The 14,815-nt window shown below is 67.7% G+C and carries 14 protein-coding genes and 1 tRNA gene; 8 read left to right on the top strand and 7 right to left on the bottom strand.

What is annotated here, in order from left to right; all coding sequences use genetic code 11:
- Positions 1-44 precede the first annotated feature (44 nt).
- Together BHE75_RS05370 and BHE75_RS05365 are read left to right on the top strand one after the other, a co-directional pair.
- Entirely contained in the window at positions 45-527 is a 483-nt protein-coding gene (locus BHE75_RS05370; protein WP_070932915.1) for a lipocalin-like domain-containing protein, read from the top strand.
- Positions 528-547: 20 nt separating this feature from the next.
- On the top strand, positions 548-1,429 hold the full coding sequence (locus BHE75_RS05365) for an NmrA family NAD(P)-binding protein (protein WP_368073060.1): 882 nt from the start codon (positions 548-550) through the stop codon (positions 1,427-1,429).
- A gap of 82 nt (positions 1,430-1,511) precedes the next feature.
- On the opposite strand, the gene BHE75_RS05360 is transcribed toward BHE75_RS05365, so the two are convergent.
- Positions 1,512-2,852 (bottom strand): tyrosine-type recombinase/integrase, encoded by a 1,341-nt coding sequence (locus BHE75_RS05360; RefSeq protein WP_070932910.1) that lies wholly within the window; start codon positions 2,850-2,852, stop codon positions 1,512-1,514.
- A 182-nt stretch (positions 2,853-3,034) separates the two neighbouring features.
- A tRNA-Ser gene (locus BHE75_RS05355) sits at positions 3,035-3,125 on the bottom strand.
- Between the two features lie 113 nt (positions 3,126-3,238).
- On the opposite strand from BHE75_RS05355, the gene BHE75_RS05350 reads away from it, so the two are divergent.
- Complete coding sequence (locus BHE75_RS05350) at positions 3,239-4,141, top strand: peptidylprolyl isomerase (RefSeq protein ID WP_070932908.1); 903 nt, start codon at positions 3,239-3,241, stop codon at positions 4,139-4,141.
- Between the two features lie 21 nt (positions 4,142-4,162).
- On the opposite strand, the gene BHE75_RS05345 is transcribed toward BHE75_RS05350, so the two are convergent.
- Positions 4,163-4,792, bottom strand: a complete 630-nt coding sequence (locus tag BHE75_RS05345) for a hypothetical protein (protein WP_070935520.1) — start codon at positions 4,790-4,792, stop codon at positions 4,163-4,165.
- A 92-nt stretch (positions 4,793-4,884) separates the two neighbouring features.
- Positions 4,885-5,511, bottom strand: coding sequence for a class I SAM-dependent methyltransferase (locus BHE75_RS05340; RefSeq protein ID WP_015459629.1), 627 nt, complete (start codon positions 5,509-5,511; stop codon positions 4,885-4,887).
- A gap of 106 nt (positions 5,512-5,617) precedes the next feature.
- On the opposite strand from BHE75_RS05340, the gene BHE75_RS05335 reads away from it, so the two are divergent.
- The gene (locus BHE75_RS05335) at positions 5,618-5,881 is read left to right on the top strand and encodes an antibiotic biosynthesis monooxygenase family protein (RefSeq protein WP_368073059.1); all 264 of its coding nucleotides are present in this window, start codon (positions 5,618-5,620) and stop codon (positions 5,879-5,881) included.
- A 167-nt stretch (positions 5,882-6,048) separates the two neighbouring features.
- On the opposite strand, the gene BHE75_RS05330 is transcribed toward BHE75_RS05335, so the two are convergent.
- On the bottom strand, positions 6,049-8,370 hold the full coding sequence (locus tag BHE75_RS05330; protein WP_015459627.1) for a CDC48 family AAA ATPase: 2,322 nt from the start codon (positions 8,368-8,370) through the stop codon (positions 6,049-6,051).
- 354 nt (positions 8,371-8,724) lie between these two features.
- On the opposite strand from BHE75_RS05330, the gene BHE75_RS05325 reads away from it, so the two are divergent.
- Positions 8,725-9,612: a LysR substrate-binding domain-containing protein gene (locus BHE75_RS05325; RefSeq protein ID WP_187294003.1), complete on the top strand. Its 888-nt coding sequence runs from the start codon at positions 8,725-8,727 to the stop codon at positions 9,610-9,612.
- 72 nt (positions 9,613-9,684) lie between these two features.
- Here the strand turns inward: BHE75_RS05325 and BHE75_RS05320 are convergent, their stop codons facing one another.
- Positions 9,685-10,152, bottom strand: a complete 468-nt coding sequence (locus BHE75_RS05320; RefSeq protein WP_015459625.1) for a peptidylprolyl isomerase — start codon at positions 10,150-10,152, stop codon at positions 9,685-9,687.
- Positions 10,153-10,182: 30 nt separating this feature from the next.
- Positions 10,183-11,211, bottom strand: a complete 1,029-nt coding sequence (locus BHE75_RS05315; protein WP_070935518.1) for an LLM class flavin-dependent oxidoreductase — start codon at positions 11,209-11,211, stop codon at positions 10,183-10,185.
- Between the two features lie 64 nt (positions 11,212-11,275).
- Between BHE75_RS05315 and BHE75_RS05310 the strand changes: the two genes are divergently transcribed.
- The 3 genes from BHE75_RS05310 to BHE75_RS05300 all read left to right on the top strand — a co-directional run bounded on the left by BHE75_RS05310 (position 11,276) and on the right by BHE75_RS05300 (position 14,814).
- The gene (locus BHE75_RS05310) at positions 11,276-12,847 is read left to right on the top strand and encodes a DHA2 family efflux MFS transporter permease subunit (protein WP_015459623.1); all 1,572 of its coding nucleotides are present in this window, start codon (positions 11,276-11,278) and stop codon (positions 12,845-12,847) included.
- Between the two features lie 95 nt (positions 12,848-12,942).
- Positions 12,943-14,352 carry a magnesium transporter gene (mgtE, locus tag BHE75_RS05305; RefSeq protein WP_070932905.1) on the top strand — a complete coding sequence of 470 codons (1,410 nt, stop codon included), beginning with the start codon at positions 12,943-12,945 and terminating at the stop codon, positions 14,350-14,352.
- A gap of 39 nt (positions 14,353-14,391) precedes the next feature.
- Positions 14,392-14,814 carry a DUF1489 domain-containing protein gene (locus tag BHE75_RS05300; RefSeq protein ID WP_084652946.1) on the top strand — a complete coding sequence of 141 codons (423 nt, stop codon included), beginning with the start codon at positions 14,392-14,394 and terminating at the stop codon, positions 14,812-14,814.
- The last annotated feature ends 1 nt before the right edge of the window (position 14,815 follow it).

Genomic DNA, 14,815 nt, shown 5'->3' with positions numbered 1-14,815 from the left:
CGTGCACGGCGTGCCTTCGGCCGCCGAACCAGGAGTTCGCCCCCATGAAACAAGACATCGTCCGCCCGGCATCGGCTACGCTTAGAGAAGCCTTGATCGGCGCCTGGCAGCTCGTCTCATGCATCGAGACCGATGTGGACACCGGCGAGGTCTTCCTGCCGATGGGCGAACGCCCGCTCGGCTTTCTCCTCTACACGCCCGACGGATACATGTCCGCGCAACTCAGCAGCCCTGACCGGGCGGACTTCGCCGCCGGCGACATGTATCGCGGCGCCGCCGACGAGTATCTCGCAGCCGGCATTTCCTATCTCGCCTATTCCGGTCGCTATCGCGTCGACGAGAATCGCGGCACCGTCGAGCACGGCATGGGCGTCAGCCTGTTCCCCAACTGGCAGGGCCAGCGCCAGCTCCGCATCCCCGAGCTCGACGGCGACACGCTGGTGCTCGCCACCGATCGGCCGGCGCTGTTCGCCGGAAGCTTCAAGACCGCGCGTATCACCTGGCGCCGCGCCGCCCCGAACCCCTGACCTCAGATCCAAGGAGACACATGATGTATGCAATCACCGGAATCACCGGCAAGGTCGGCGGTGCGCTGGCAACAGCGCTGCTCGATGCCGTGCTGCCCGTCCGTGCCGTCGTACGCGATGCCGCGAAGGCCGCCGGCTGGAAGGCTCGCGGTTGCGACATGGTCGTCGCCGCGATGGAGGATGAAGATGCACTGGCGGCCGCCTTCACCGGTGCCGAGGGCGTGTTCATCCTGCCCCCGTCGGACTTCGATCCCGAGCCGGGCTACCCCGAGGCCCGCCGAGTGATCGCAGCGGTCCGCAATGCGCTCGGACGCGCGCGGCCCGGCCGGATCGTGTGTCTTTCCACCATCGGCGCCGACGCCGAGAAGGACAACCTGCTCACTCAGCGCTCGTTGATGGAGCAGGCGCTGGCGACACTCCCTATACCCGTCACTTTCCTGCGTGCTGGCTGGTTCCTCGACAATGCCGCCTGGGATGTCGCTTCGGCGATCGAGGAGGGCGTGATCCGCAGCTTTCTCCAGCCGCTCGACCGGCGGATTGCGATGGTCGCAGCGCGGGACGTCGGCCGCACTGCGGCAGCGCTGGTCCGCGAGCGCTGGAAGGGCGTGCGCGTGGTCCAGCTGGAAGGGCCGACGCGCGTTTCACCGAACGATATCGCCGCCGCTTTCTCCGAGGCGCTCGGCCGCCCGGTTCGTGCGGGGATCGTGCCGCGCGATGAGTGGGACGCGATTTTCCGCGCCCAGGGCATGCGCCATCCGCTTCCGCGCATCCGAATGCTCGATGGATTCAACGAAGGCTGGATCGATTTTCCCAAGAATGATCCGGCGGTCATCAAGGGGAAGACCGACGTTGCCGACGTGATCGCCAGTCTGGTGCGAGCGGAGGCGTTGGCTACCGAGTAATTCAGTGTGCACTACACGAAGAATGACCACGACCCATCTTGGATGCCACGCATCGGCATGAGCAGGCGCTCCGAGGCGGCCCTTAGGCCGCCTCGGAGCGCCGACGAAACCGGAAGTCGCGCGCAACCGGCTTGGGCACGATCCGGCGCGACCACTCGTTGGTCATCTTCGCCGGTCGTTCGACGAGGACTGCGGGGGCCGGCAGTCCCTTCAGTAGCATGTCGGCCCAAATCTGTGCGAGCTCGCGTCGCCGTGGCAGGTACGCGGCGCGGTTGTAGGCGCCTTCGACCTTCTCCCTTGGAACATGCGCAAGCATCAGGTCGATGACCTGCCGGTCATGGTCCTTGCCCTGCCGTTCCGCCCATTCGTTCATGATGGTCGAGAACGCCGCCCGGAAGCCGTGTGGCACATGATGCCCGTGGTAGCCGGCGCGATTGAGCAGGTAGCCGATCGCGTTCTCGCTCATCGGGCGGTGGGTGTGCCGATTGCTCGGGAAAAGGAGTTCGCCCTCGCCTGTCAACGGCCAGAGCGCCCGCAGCACCGCGATGCTCTGGCGGGCCAGCGGCACCAGGTGATCGCCGTCGGGTTCCTCCTTGCGATCGAGATCGCCCTTCATCCGGGCCGCGGGGATGCGCCACAAGGGCTTGCGGCCGTCGAGATCCTCGAATTCGCCCCAGCGGGCACCACGCAGCTCGCTCGGCCTGACCGCAGTGAGGGCAAGGAAGCGCAGGGCGAGGCGTGTTATCGGCCGCGCATTGTCCTCTTCGGCATCCTTGATCATCTGGCGCAGCTTGTTGAGATCGGTGATTGCCGGCTGGCGCCCTTTGCGCAGGGGCCTCAGGACCTTGCCCAGCCTCTCGGCCGGATCATTCTCCACGACCCCTTGGGCGATGCCGTAGACGAACACCGCGGAAATCCGCTGCCGGACCCGCTTGGCGGTCTCGATGGCGCCGCGGGCCTCGATCTCGCGCAGCACGCCCAGCACGAGTGGCGGCGTCAACTGCGCGATCGGCAGCGCGCCGATGGTCGGGAAGACGTCGCGCTCGAGGCTGCGGATGACATCAGATGCGTGGATCTTGGCCCATTGCGCCTTGGAATTCCCATGCCATTCGCGCGCAACGCGCTCGAACGTCATCCGTCCAGCCTCGATATTCGCCTCGATCTTGAGCTTCCTGGCGATGGCGGGATCCCGGCCCTCGCTGAGAATCGTGACGGCCTCGTCGCGCTTGCCGCGCGCATCGGCGAGCGAGACGATCGGATAGGCGCCGAAGGCCATGCTCTTCTGCTTGCCGTCGTAGGAATAATTCCAGCGCCACAGCTTGCCGCCGCTGGGGGTCACCAGCAGGTAGAGTCGGTTGGAATCGGCGATCTTGTAGGATTTGGGCCGCGGCTTGGCCGTGCGGACCTTCGTATCGGTGAGCATTGTCGGTCTCCTGAAAATACCACGTTTTTCGACCGCGCGTACCACGTTTGCGTACCACCGAATCGCCGGATTGGTTCGGACGGGTGCGGACGGTCGTGGCCGAGCTGATCGGCTAAGTGTTGGATTTCAGGAGAGAAAAGTCGATCCCAGTGGACTTCTACGAACCCTTATGGAAGGGTCGATGGCGGAGCGGGAGGGATTCGAACCCTCGATACGGTTTTGCCGTATACTCACTTTCCAGGCGAGCGCCTTCGACCACTCGGCCACCGCTCCGCATGCTCTGGAAGCGTCGCCCCTAATGGGTCGGGGCGGCGTGCGCAAGATGTGTCGTCCAGGCTTTCAACCCCGGGCTTCCAACCGATGCGCCGGCATGACACGATACGGGGATGAAACAGTCCACGTCCCTCGCCGCCATCGCCCTGGCCGTTGCCGGCCTCGCCGCCGCGCCCGCGCCGGCCGCTGCCGCCTCCCCTGCCCCCACGCCGTCCCAGATCGTCGCCTCGGCGCCCGCCGCCGACTGGACAGATGTTCCGGCCGAGAACCTCCTGCTGCTCGACCTCGCGGGCGGCGGCCGCGTGGCGATCGAGCTTGCGCCCGATTTCGCCCCCGTCCATGTCGCCAATATCCGCAAGCTCGTCCAGGCCGGCTGGTTCGACGGCACCTCGATCAACCGCGTGCAGGACAATTATGTGGCGCAATGGGGCGACGCCACGGAGCGCAAGGCGCTGCCCGCGGGCATCGTCGCCCAGCCGCCGGCCGAATATGAGCGCCCCGCCGAGGGATCGGGCTTCGCCGCGCTTCCCTATCGCGATGCCTATGCAGCCAAGGTGGGCCATGCCGACGGCTGGCCGGCCGCGAGCGAGGGCCGGGACGCCTGGCTGGTCCATTGCTACGGCATGGTCGGCGTCGGCCGGGACATGAGCCCCGATACCGGCACGGGAGCCGAGCTTTATGCGGTGATCGGCCATGCCCCCCGGCATCTCGATCGCAACATCGCCGTCGCCGGCCGCGTGCTGGATGGGATCGAGCATCTTTCCACCCTGCCGCGCGGCACCGAGGCGCTAGGCTTCTACGCCCGGCCGGATCAGCGCCTGCCGATCGCCACCGTCCGCCTCGCGGTGGATCTGCCGCCGACCGATCGGTCCGCTTATCAGGTGCTGCGGCAGGGATCGCCGAGCTTCGCCGCCTGGGTTCACGCCCGCGCCAACCGCAAGGATGATTTCTTCATCCGGCCGGCCGGCGGGGCGGACATCTGCAACCTCCAGCCGCCCGTCCGCCGCAAGCCCTGAGGCGGGCGGACAGGCGCCCGGTTATTGCTGCGGCGGCCGGGGCGCCGAACGCGGCTTCAGGCTGGGCGCGCGGCCCGGCGTGCGAGGCTGCGAGGCTTGCGGGCGCGCGGGCGGCTGCGAAGCCTGCGGGCGGGGCTGCTGGGGCACCGCGCCCCACACGCCCTTGCCCTGCTGCGCGTCGCGGCGTTCCCGCCAGTCGCCGCGCCCAGGGCGGCCATCGCCGGGGCGCCCCGGCCTGTCCGGACGCCCCGCGCCATTGCCCGGCCGATCCGGCCTGCCCGCGCCGTCGCCCGGGCGATCCGGCCGGCCATGCCAGCCGCCACCGGGACGGCCGGGGCCGCCGGGCCTGTCCGGCCGGCCGGCATGCTGGCGCCGCTGTTCCCAGTAACGGCGCTGGCTGTCGCTCCAGCGGTGGCGCTTGCCGCCGCGGTCATACACGTAATAGCCGTTGCCCGGATAATAGAAGCCGTCATACCAGCCATAGCCGACGCCGCCATAATAGCCGCCGGGATAATCGTCGTAATAACCGCCGGGATAGCCGTAGCCGGTATTATAGCCGTAGCCGTAATCGTCATAGGCGCACGCACCGAGCGCTAGCCCGGCCGTGGCGACCAGGCCGATCATGGCCAGACGTTTGCGAACAATGCTCATGATGCGCACTCCGGGATCGGAATAATCCTTATCTGCCCGATAATAACGCACAAGGCGATTGAATGGCCCGTGAACCGGATCGAAGGTCGCGGTTAATCCTTCCACGCCCAGTAAAGCTGGGCCGGGGGAATATTCACCCATTCCATTGCATGATCGATCCGCTCGAAATGCGGGGCGATGAAGTCATGCACCTTGGGGCTGAACTGATAGACGAGGAAGGCCCCGCCCGGCCGCAGCGCGGCCGCCGTTTCCCCGGCGATGCGCGGCGCGATGCCGGCCGGCAGCGTAGAGAAGGGCAGGCCCGACAGCACGTAATCGGCATGCGCGAAGCCGCGTTCGGCCAGGATCGCCCGCACGTCCGCCGCCGATCCGTTGACCGGCACGAAGCGGGAATCGGTGATCCGCGCGCCCAGATAATCGATGAAGTCGGGGTTGGTGTCGATCGCGATCAGCGTCGCATCGGGCGCCATCCGTTCCAGGATATGGCCGCAGAAGGTGCCCACGCCCGGCCCATATTCCACGAAGACCTTGGTATTCTTCCAGTCCACCCGGGCCAGCATCTTGTCGATCAGCCGCCTGGACGACGGGATGATCGATCCCACCATCACCGGATGCTTGAGGAAGCCGAGGAAGAACATTCCCAGCGGGCCGAGATTGGCGGGGTGCAGGCGGCGCTTGCGGGCACGCGCCAGCGCGGTTTCGCCGGGAGAGACAGTCATGCGGACTCCAACAGGCCGACACAGGAAGAGTTCCGTTCGCAAATGCCGGGCGGAAAGGCAAGCGCCGCCCTTCCCTGCTGCGACGGAACGGGTCTACAGCGCCATAATGAACATGTTCCCGCCCGGCGCCATCGCCGTCATCTTCGTCAGCCGCCGCACCGGGGCGGACGAGGCCGGATATCAGGCGGCCGCCGCCGCGATGGAGGCCGAAGCCGCCCGCCAGCCCGGCTATCTGGGCATTCACAGCGTCCGCGCCGCCGATGGCGAGGGCATCACCATAAGCTATTGGACGGACGAGGAAGCCGCCGCCCGCTGGCGCCCATGCCGGCCACAGCAAGGTCCGCGAACAGGGCCGCGCCGACTGGTATGATCATTACCATCTGATCGTCGCCGGGATCATCCGCGACCATCGATGGGAGCGTGGCGCGCAGGGCGCGTAGCACCCGAAAGCCACCGCGGGCCGGACGACGGCGCCCCGCCCGGCCGAAACCGGAGCGGGGTCAAAAAGAAGGGGGAGACGGACGCTCCCCCGCCTCCTCAGCTGTCACCTTTCTCCCCGCGCGGTTTCAGCATGCCCGGCGAGACGAAGCCGATCGGCTGCAGCGCCAGCGCGTCCTGTTTGATCTTCGCGGCGATCTGTTCATATTCGCGCTCGATCTCGGGCGTCACGGTCGCCCGCGTCTCCTTCAACGCCTGCTCGAAATGCGCGGCGGTCACCGCCTTGTTGTCGAGGGATTCGCGCAGCGCGAACAGGCCCGCGCGGCGCACCAGATCCTCGAGGTCCGCGCCAGTGAAGCGATCGGTGCGCTTCGCCAGATCGTCGAGGTCCACGTCCGCCGCCAGCGGCATCCGGGCGGTGTGGATGTCCAGGATGCGCCGCCGCCCGCCGGCATCGGGCACGGAGACATAGACCAGCTCGTCGAACCGGCCCGGCCGCAACAGGGCGGGATCGATCAGATTGGGCCGGTTGGTCGCACCGATCACCACCACGGATTGCAGCTCCTCCAGCCCGTCCATCTCGGAAAGGATGGTGTTCACCACGCGCTCCGTCACCTGCGGCTCGCCCAGTCCGCCGCCGCGTGCCGGCACCAGGCTGTCCAGCTCGTCGATGAAGATCACGGTCGGCGCCACCTGCCGCGCGCGGGCGAACAGGCGGGCGATCTGCTGCTCGCTCTCGCCATACCATTTGGACAGCAGGTCGCTGGATTTGGTGGCGATGAAATTCGCCTCCGCCTCGCGCGCCACCGCCTTGGCCAGCAGCGTCTTGCCCGTGCCCGGCGGGCCGTAGAGCAGGAAGCCCTTGGCCGGGCGGATGCCCATGCGGCGGAAGGCGTCCGGGTTCTTGAGCGGCATCTCCACGCCTTCGCGCAGCCGCTCGCGCGCGTCGTCCAGCCCGCCCACATCGTCCCAGCGGACATTGGGCTTCTGCACCATCACCTCGCGCATGGCCGATGGCTGGACGCGCTTGATCGCCTCCTGGAAATCCTCGCGCGTCACCGAAAGGGTGTCGAGCACCTCGGGCGGGATCGTCCGCTCCTCCAGGTTGAGCTTCGGCATGATCCGGCGCACCGCCTCGATCGCCGCCTCGCGCGCCAGCGCCGCCATGTCGGCACCGACGAAACCGTAGGTCTGGCGGGCCAGCTCGTCGAGGTCGACGCGATCGCCCAGCGGCATGCCGCGGGTGTGGATGCCCAATATCTCGCGCCGGCCGCGCTCGTCCGGCACGCCGATCACGATCTCGCGGTCGAACCGGCCCGGCCGGCGCAGCGCCTCGTCGATCGCCTCGGGCCGGTTGGTGGCCGCGATGATGACCGTGTTCTGGCGCGCCTCCAGCCCGTCCATCAGCGTCAGCAACTGGGCGACGAGGCGCTTCTCCGCCTCGCCCTGCACCTGCCCGCGCTTGGGCGCGATCGAATCGATCTCGTCGATGAAGATGATCGAGGGGGAGGATTTGGCCGCCTCCTCGAATATCTCGCGCAGGCGCTTCTCGCTCTCGCCATAGGCCGATCCCATGATCTCCGGCCCGTTGATCAGGAAGAAGCTGGCGTCGCTTTCGTTCGCGACCGCACGGGCCAGCCGGGTCTTGCCGGTTCCAGGCGGGCCGTGCAGCAGCACGCCCTTGGGCGGATCGACGCCGAGGCGCTGGAACAGCTCGGGATAGCGCAGCGGCAGCTCCACCATCTCGCGCACCTGATCGATCGTCGATCCCAGCCCACCAATATCGTCATAGGTAACGTCGGCGCGGCGATTCTCGCCCAGCACGGCCTGATGCTCGGCGCGCAGCTCCACCTCGGTCTCGGCGTCGATATGGACGATGCCCTTGGCCGGCACGGTGGAAACCACCACCAGCCGGATCTCCTGAAGCGCGAAGGCGGGCGCGTTCAGCATCTGGCGAAGCTGCGGCGGCATGTTGGACTGGTCGATCCGCTGCTGGCCGGCGGTGGCGACGATGTCGCCCGCGCTCAGCGGCCGCATGCCGAAGCTGCGCTTCAGCGCCTCGCCCGATCCCTGCAACCGCAGATTCTCCTGCGCGGGCGCGAACACCACGCGCTGCGCCGGCTTCGATTCCGCCTTGCGCACCTCCACGAAATCGCCCGATCCGACGCCCGCATTCACGCGCTGCAGGCCATCGAGGCGCAGGATCTCCAGCCCCTCATCCTCCGGGTAGGGCAGCACGGCGCGGGCCGCGGTGCTGCGCTTGCCCACGATCTCCACCACGTCGCCCTCGGCCAGCCCCAGCGCCCCCAGCGTCGCGCGGGACATCCGCGCAAGGCCGCGTCCGCTGTCGTCGGGGCGGGCATTGGCGACCTGGAGCTTGCGGTTGTTGTCGGGGGTGCCGGGATTGTCCTCGTCAGCCATGGATCTGCCTATCTGTGTCCGCTCGAACGAAACAGATAAGCCCTCGGCGCGTGATTTCGATCCGGTCCAGCAACAAAAAATTCGGAAGGTCGCGATGCCGCCCGGCGGAGACCCCGCCTCGCGCGGGCAAAAAAAGGGCCGATCCCGAAGGACCGGCCTTGAAAGTTTTTAGGAGAGGATGCCTGAAAGGCCCGTCCCTTGTGCATTGCAGCGGTAAATTGTGCAAGTGCGAAAAGATTGCCCATGCTTGCAAAATGTGCAATCAGGAATCGTGCTTTTGGTGGATGCGGAGCCTTTCGGCTGGTGCATGTTCCGATTGCAGTGCACAATAACCCGGCTTGTCTGGAGGCAGGATTGCGCCGATTGCCACCGCTCACCGCTGTCGAGGCCTTCGTGCAGGTCGCACGCCTGGGCTCGGTCAAGGCCGCGGCGGAGGAACTGGCCCTGTCGTCGCCCGCGCTCAGCCGGCGGGTGCAGGCGATGGAGCGCTTCGTCGGGCGCAACCTCTTCGAACGGCGGCACCAGGCGATGCTGCTCAACACCGATGGGGAAATCCTGCTCGCCCGGCTCGCCCCCGCGCTCGAATCGCTGGCCGAAGCGATCGAGATGACGACGGGCGAGGCCGAACTGCTCCGCCTGCGCCTAGCCGTGCTGCCACTCTTCGCCTCGCAGCGGCTGATGCAGCGCCTGCCGGAACTCCGCACACGCCACCCGGAACTGCACATCGATATCGATACCGGCGCGCACGGCCTGTCGCGTCTCGGCGAGGGGGTGGATGCGGCGATCGTGCTCGCCCGCGATGTCGATCCCGGCCTCTATTCGCGCCGGCTCGATCGCAACAAGGTGGTGGCGATCGGCGCCCAGCGGATGCAGGAGGGCCGCTCCGCCATCCGCGCGCCGGACGATCTGCGGCGGATGACGATCTTCCTCCACCGCGACATGCCCGAAACCTACAATAGTTGGCGCGAGGCGATCGGCCGCCCGGATCTGGAGCCGGCCGCCGTCGACCATTTCGATTCCGGGCACCTGATGCTCGATGCCGCGGCGCAGGGGCTGGGCGTGGCCTTCATGCTCGACAGCCATCTCCACGACGCGCACGATCCGCGCCTGGTGGAAATCTTCGGCGATGTCGTGGTGGACAGCCAGTATAGCTACTGGTTCGCCTGCCGGCGCTCGGCCCTGTCCCGCCGGCCGGTGCGCATCTTCCACGACTGGCTGTTCGAAGCTATCGCGCGGGATTGAGGCAGCCCGAAACGAAAGGCGCCCCGCCGGCCAGCGGCCGGGCGGGGCGCCTTCTGGTCAAAGGTCAGGCGATCAGGCGTCGGCCGCGATCTTCGCCTTCAGGATCTTGCCGGGGGTGCGCGGCGGCTCGCCCTTGGGGAGCGCGTCGACATATTCCATGCCCTCGGTCACCACGCCCCACACGGTATATTGGCCATCGAGGAAGGTGGCGTCGTCGAAGCAGATGAAGAACTGGCTGTTCGCGCTGTTCGGGTTCTGCGCGCGGGCCATGGAGGCGACGCCGCGCACGTGCGGCTCGCGGCTGAATTCGGCCTTGAGGTCGGGCTTCTTGGAACCGCCCATGCCGGTGCCCGTGGGGTCGCCGCCCTGCGCCATGAAGCCGTCGATCACGCGGTGGAAGACCACGCCGTCATAGAAGCCCTCGCGGGTCAGCTCCTTGATCCGCTCGACATGGCCGGGCGCGAGATCGGGGCGGAGCTGGATGACGACGTCGCCGCCGCTGTCGAGGGACAGGATCAGGGTGTTTTCGGGATCGGCCATGATGGTCTCCTGGAAATAGGTGCGGGTTAACTAGGCGGCGTCGGCCACATCCGCCAGCCCATATTCGGCGGCGATCAGCTCGTAGCTGCGCCGCCGGGCGAGGTGATCGGACATGATGTTGACGAGCATGATCTCGTCCGCGCCATATTCCGCGGCCACGCCGTCGATCAGGCCGCGCACCTCGGCCGGTGTGCCCAGCAGGGTGCGCCGCTGGCGCCGGTGACTATCGGGATTCCCGGCGAGCCAGGCGAGCGCCTTCTCCATTGGCGGCACCGGGATCAGCTCGCCACGGAACAGGTGGGCGAACATCATCGCCGCCGGCGCCGCCAGCGCCTGCGCCTCCTCGCTCGTGGGCGCCGCGATCGCCCAGCTCGCCGCCATCACATAGGGCCGTTCCAGCCAGCGCGAGGGCCGGAAGTTCCGGCGATACTGCTCCGCCATCTCGGCGCCCGCGGGGTTGATGAAGTCGGCGAAGCAATAAGGCAGGCCCGTCTCCGCCGCCCAGATCGCCGAATCCATCGACGATCCCAGAAGCCACGGATCGGGCGACCCCTGCGTGCCCGAAGGCAGCGTCGCCACCAGCGGGGCGAAGGCATGGTCGGCCGGCATGGTATCGCCCAGATAGGCGAGCAGCTCCGCCAGATTCTGCGGGAAATCGTCCGAGGGGATGCGCCGCGAACGATCGCGCTGGAGGGCGTAGGCCGTGCGCCCGTCCGTCCCCGGCGCGCGGCCGAGGCCAAGGTCGATCCGCCCCGGAGCCAGCGCGCCCAGCATGCGGAAGGTCTCGGCAATCTTGAAGGGGGAGAAGTGCGGCAGCATGATCCCGCCCGATCCCACGCGGATGCGCGCCGTCGCCAGCGCCACCGGCCCGATCAGCGCCTCGGGCGCGACGCCGGCGATACCGGGGGAGGCGTGATGCTCCGCCAGCCAATATCGGTGATAGCCCAGCCTGTCGGCGGTTCGCGCCAGATCCAGCGTGTTGGCGAGCGCGTCTGCCGACGTAGTCCCTTCGGCGACGGGGGACTGGTCGAGAACGGACAGGCGATAATTTCGGGTCATGGCCTTGCATATGGGCATTGCGTTGCGGGTTGAAACCCTTGGATGGCGGGTCTAGCCCGAATCCATGTCCACGGCCGCCGCGTCCGCCTCCGCACCGCCTGCCCCGGCCTCGCCCGCCCTGCCTTCCCCGGCAAAGCGGCTGGCGATCACCATCACGGTGATGGCCGGTACGCTGATGCAGGTGCTCGATTCCACCATCGCCAACGTCGCGTTGCCGCACATGCAGGCTTCGCTGGGCGCCACGCAGGAATCGATCGCCTGGGTGCTCACCTCCTACATCATCGCGGTCGCAATCGCGACGCCGGTCACCGGCTGGATGGAATCGCGCTTCGGCCGGCGGGAGCTGTTCGTGGCCTCGGTGGTCGGCTTCACCCTCGCCTCCGCCGCGTGCGGGCTGGCCCCCACGCTCGAAACCATGGTCGCGGCCCGCGTGCTCCAGGGCGTGTTCGGCGCCTTCATCGGCCCGCTCACCCAGGCGATCATGCTGGACAGCTACCCCCGCGAAAAGCATGCTCAGGCGCTCACCATCTGGGGCATGGGCGTGATGATCGCGCCGATCATGGGGCCGGTGCTGGGCGGCTGGCTCACCGATCAGTGGAACTGGCGCTGGGTGTTCTTCATCAACGTGCCCTTCGGCATCGTAACCACCATCGCAAGCTGGCTGCTGCTGTCCTCCAGCCGGCTGGAAAAGACCCGGCTCGACATCACCGGCTTCATCCTGATCTCGCTGTTCCTGGTCGGCCTCCAGCTCGTGCTGGATCGCGGCACCCATCTCGACTGGTTCGATTCCCGCGAGATCGTGATCGAGGCGGCGCTCGCGGTCGCGGCGCTGTGGATGTATGTGATCCACAGCGCGACGACGGCGCGGCCGCTGATCCCGCTCGCCCTGTTCCGCGATCGCAACTTCCTGATCGCCAACCTGTTCATGTTCGTCGCCAGCGGCGTCAGCATCGCCGGCTCCGCGCTCACCGCGCCGATGCTGCAGACCCTGCTCGGCTACGACGCCTATGGCGCCGGCATCCTCGTCGCCCCGCGCGGGCTGGCGATGATGGTGTCGATGCTCGCCACCAGCTTCGTCACCAAATATGTCGACGGCCGGGTGGTGATCGCCATCGGCCTCGTCCTCGTCGCCGTATCGCAGATGATGATGAGCGGCTTCGATCTGGAGATGGGATCGCGGCCGATCATCTTCGCGGCGCTGATCCAGGGCCTCGGCCTCGGCATGTTCGTCTTGCCGCTGAACCTGCTCGCCTTCGCCACGCTCGCCCCCTACCTGCGCACCGAAGGGGCCGCGCTCTACAGCCTGTCGCGCAACATGGGCTCGTCGATCGCCATCTCGATCCTGTCCGCGCTGCTCGCCCGCAACACCCAGGTCAGCCATTCGGATCTCGCCGCCCATGTCAGCGCCTCCAGCCTCCCCTTCCTGACGCCCGGCACGCTGGAACGGTTCGGCCAGCAGGGCCACGACATCCTCCGCATGGTCGATGCGGAGGTGAACCGGCAGGCGCTGATGATCGCCTATATCGACGATTACTGGCTGATGGGCTGGGCGGTCGCGGTGCTGCTGCCCTTCGTCGTGCTGATGCGCGGCGTCGGCCGCAAGGCGGGCGACCCGCCCCCGCCCATGATGGAATAGCCCTCCATCCCAAAATCGCGTCCGGGGTGGCTGACATCGGCGGCGCCCCGGCCTAGAAGGCGGCCCGAATCCAGCACGCGCCAAGGTGGGGACCGATGAGCGAAACCGAATTCGATCCCGCGCACGGCGAACCCGTTGCCGAAACCAATCTCGACGAGGACGATCGGCTGAAGCCCGAATTCGTCGCCAGCGTCATCGCCCATGTCGAGGCGGGCGACGACGAAGGCGCGCGCGCGCTGGTCGCCCCCCTCCACCCCGCCGACATCGCCGACCTGTTCGAGCTGGTGCCCGGCGAGATGCGCCGCCCGCTCGCCGCCGCCATCGCCGACCGGCTCGACGGCGACGTGCTGTCGGAAATGAACGAATGGGTGCGCGACGAGCTGATCGAGGCGCTCGCCCCGCACGAGGTGGCGGAAATCGCCACCCAGCTCGATACGGACGACGCCGTCGCCATCATCGAGGAACTGGACGACGACGAGCAGCGCGCCGTGCTGCGCGCGATGGAGCCTGACGATCGCGCCGCGATCGAGGAAGCGCTGTCCTACCCGGAGGAATCCGCCGGCCGCCTGATGCAGCGCGATCTGATCGCGGTGCCAGAACATTGGATGGTGGGCGACGTCCTCGACTATCTCCGTTCGAACGAGGATCTCACCACCGATTTCTGGGAAATCTTCGTGGTGGACGGCCGCCATCACCCGGTCGGCACCTGCAATCTGAGCTGGATCCTCCGCACGCCGCGCGCGATCGCCATCGCCGATGTGATGAAGCGCGAGCAGACGCTGATCCCGGTGGACATGGATCAGGAGGAAGTGGCGCTCCGCTTCCAGAAATATGCGCTGATCTCGGCCGCCGTGGTCGATCAGGCCGGGCGCCTGGTCGGCATGATCACGGTCGACGACATCGTCCACATCATCCAGGAGGAGGCGGGCGAGGATATCCTCAAGCTCTCCGGCGCCGGCGACGGCGACATCAACGAGCCGGTGAAGGACAGCTACAAGGCCCGCGTCCGCTGGCTGCTCGCCAATCTGCTGACGGCGCTCGTCGCATCCACCATCATCGGGGTTTTCGAAGGCACGATCGCGAAGATGGTGGCGCTGGCCACGCTGATGCCGATCGTCGCCGGCGTCGGCGGCAATGCCGGCACGCAGACGATGGCCGTCACGGTGCGCGCGCTGGCCACGAACCAGCTCACCCAATCGAACACGATGCGCGCCATCGTCCGCGAAATCCGCATCGCGCTGCTGAACGGGGCTACCGTGGCGGCGGTGATCGGCACCGGCGTGGCGCTGGTGTTCGGCAATGCCGGGCTGGGTGCCGTGATCGCCGCCGCCATGATGACCAACATCGTCATCGCCGGCCTTGCCGGCGTGCTCGTCCCCGTCACGCTCGACAGGATGGACGTCGACCCCGCCGTATCCTCCTCCATCTTCGTCACGATGATTACCGATTCGATGGGATTCCTCGCCTTCCTCGGCCTCGCCACCGCCACCGGCCTTGCGGGCTGAGGCGCGCTCCCCACATCAGGCCGGCCGCCGGATGGCGGCATGCGTTCAGGTAAGAGGCCCGTGACACTCCACCTCACCAAGGTTGCCGTCGGCTGCTCCAGCCTCGAAATCCTGCAGGACCGCATCGCCGCGAACGCGGTGGACGGCACCGCCGCGATACGCACGCGCTACCGCCCCACCCGCGCGGCCGAGATGGCCGGCGGCTCGCTCTACTGGATCATCGCCCACCGGCTGGTCGCGCGGCAGGCGATATTGGGCTTCGAGGAAGCCGAGGGCGGCCGCTGCATCATCCGGGTCGATGCCCGCCTCGTCCCCGTCCGCGCCCGGCCCAAGCGCGCGCATCAGGGCTGGCGCTACCTCGACGGCAAGGACGCACCCGAGGATTTCGACAGCGACGACGCCGATCTTTCCGCCATGCCCAAGGCGATGGTGGACGAGCTTTCGGCGCTGGCCCTGATCTGAA

The sequence above is a fragment of the Edaphosphingomonas haloaromaticamans genome (genome assembly GCF_001853345.1).
In the GTDB taxonomy this organism is placed as follows: domain Bacteria; phylum Pseudomonadota; class Alphaproteobacteria; order Sphingomonadales; family Sphingomonadaceae; genus Sphingomonas_E; species Sphingomonas_E fennica.
The sequence above is the reverse complement of the archived record's forward strand: the minus strand, read 5'-3'. Positions and strand labels throughout refer to the sequence as shown.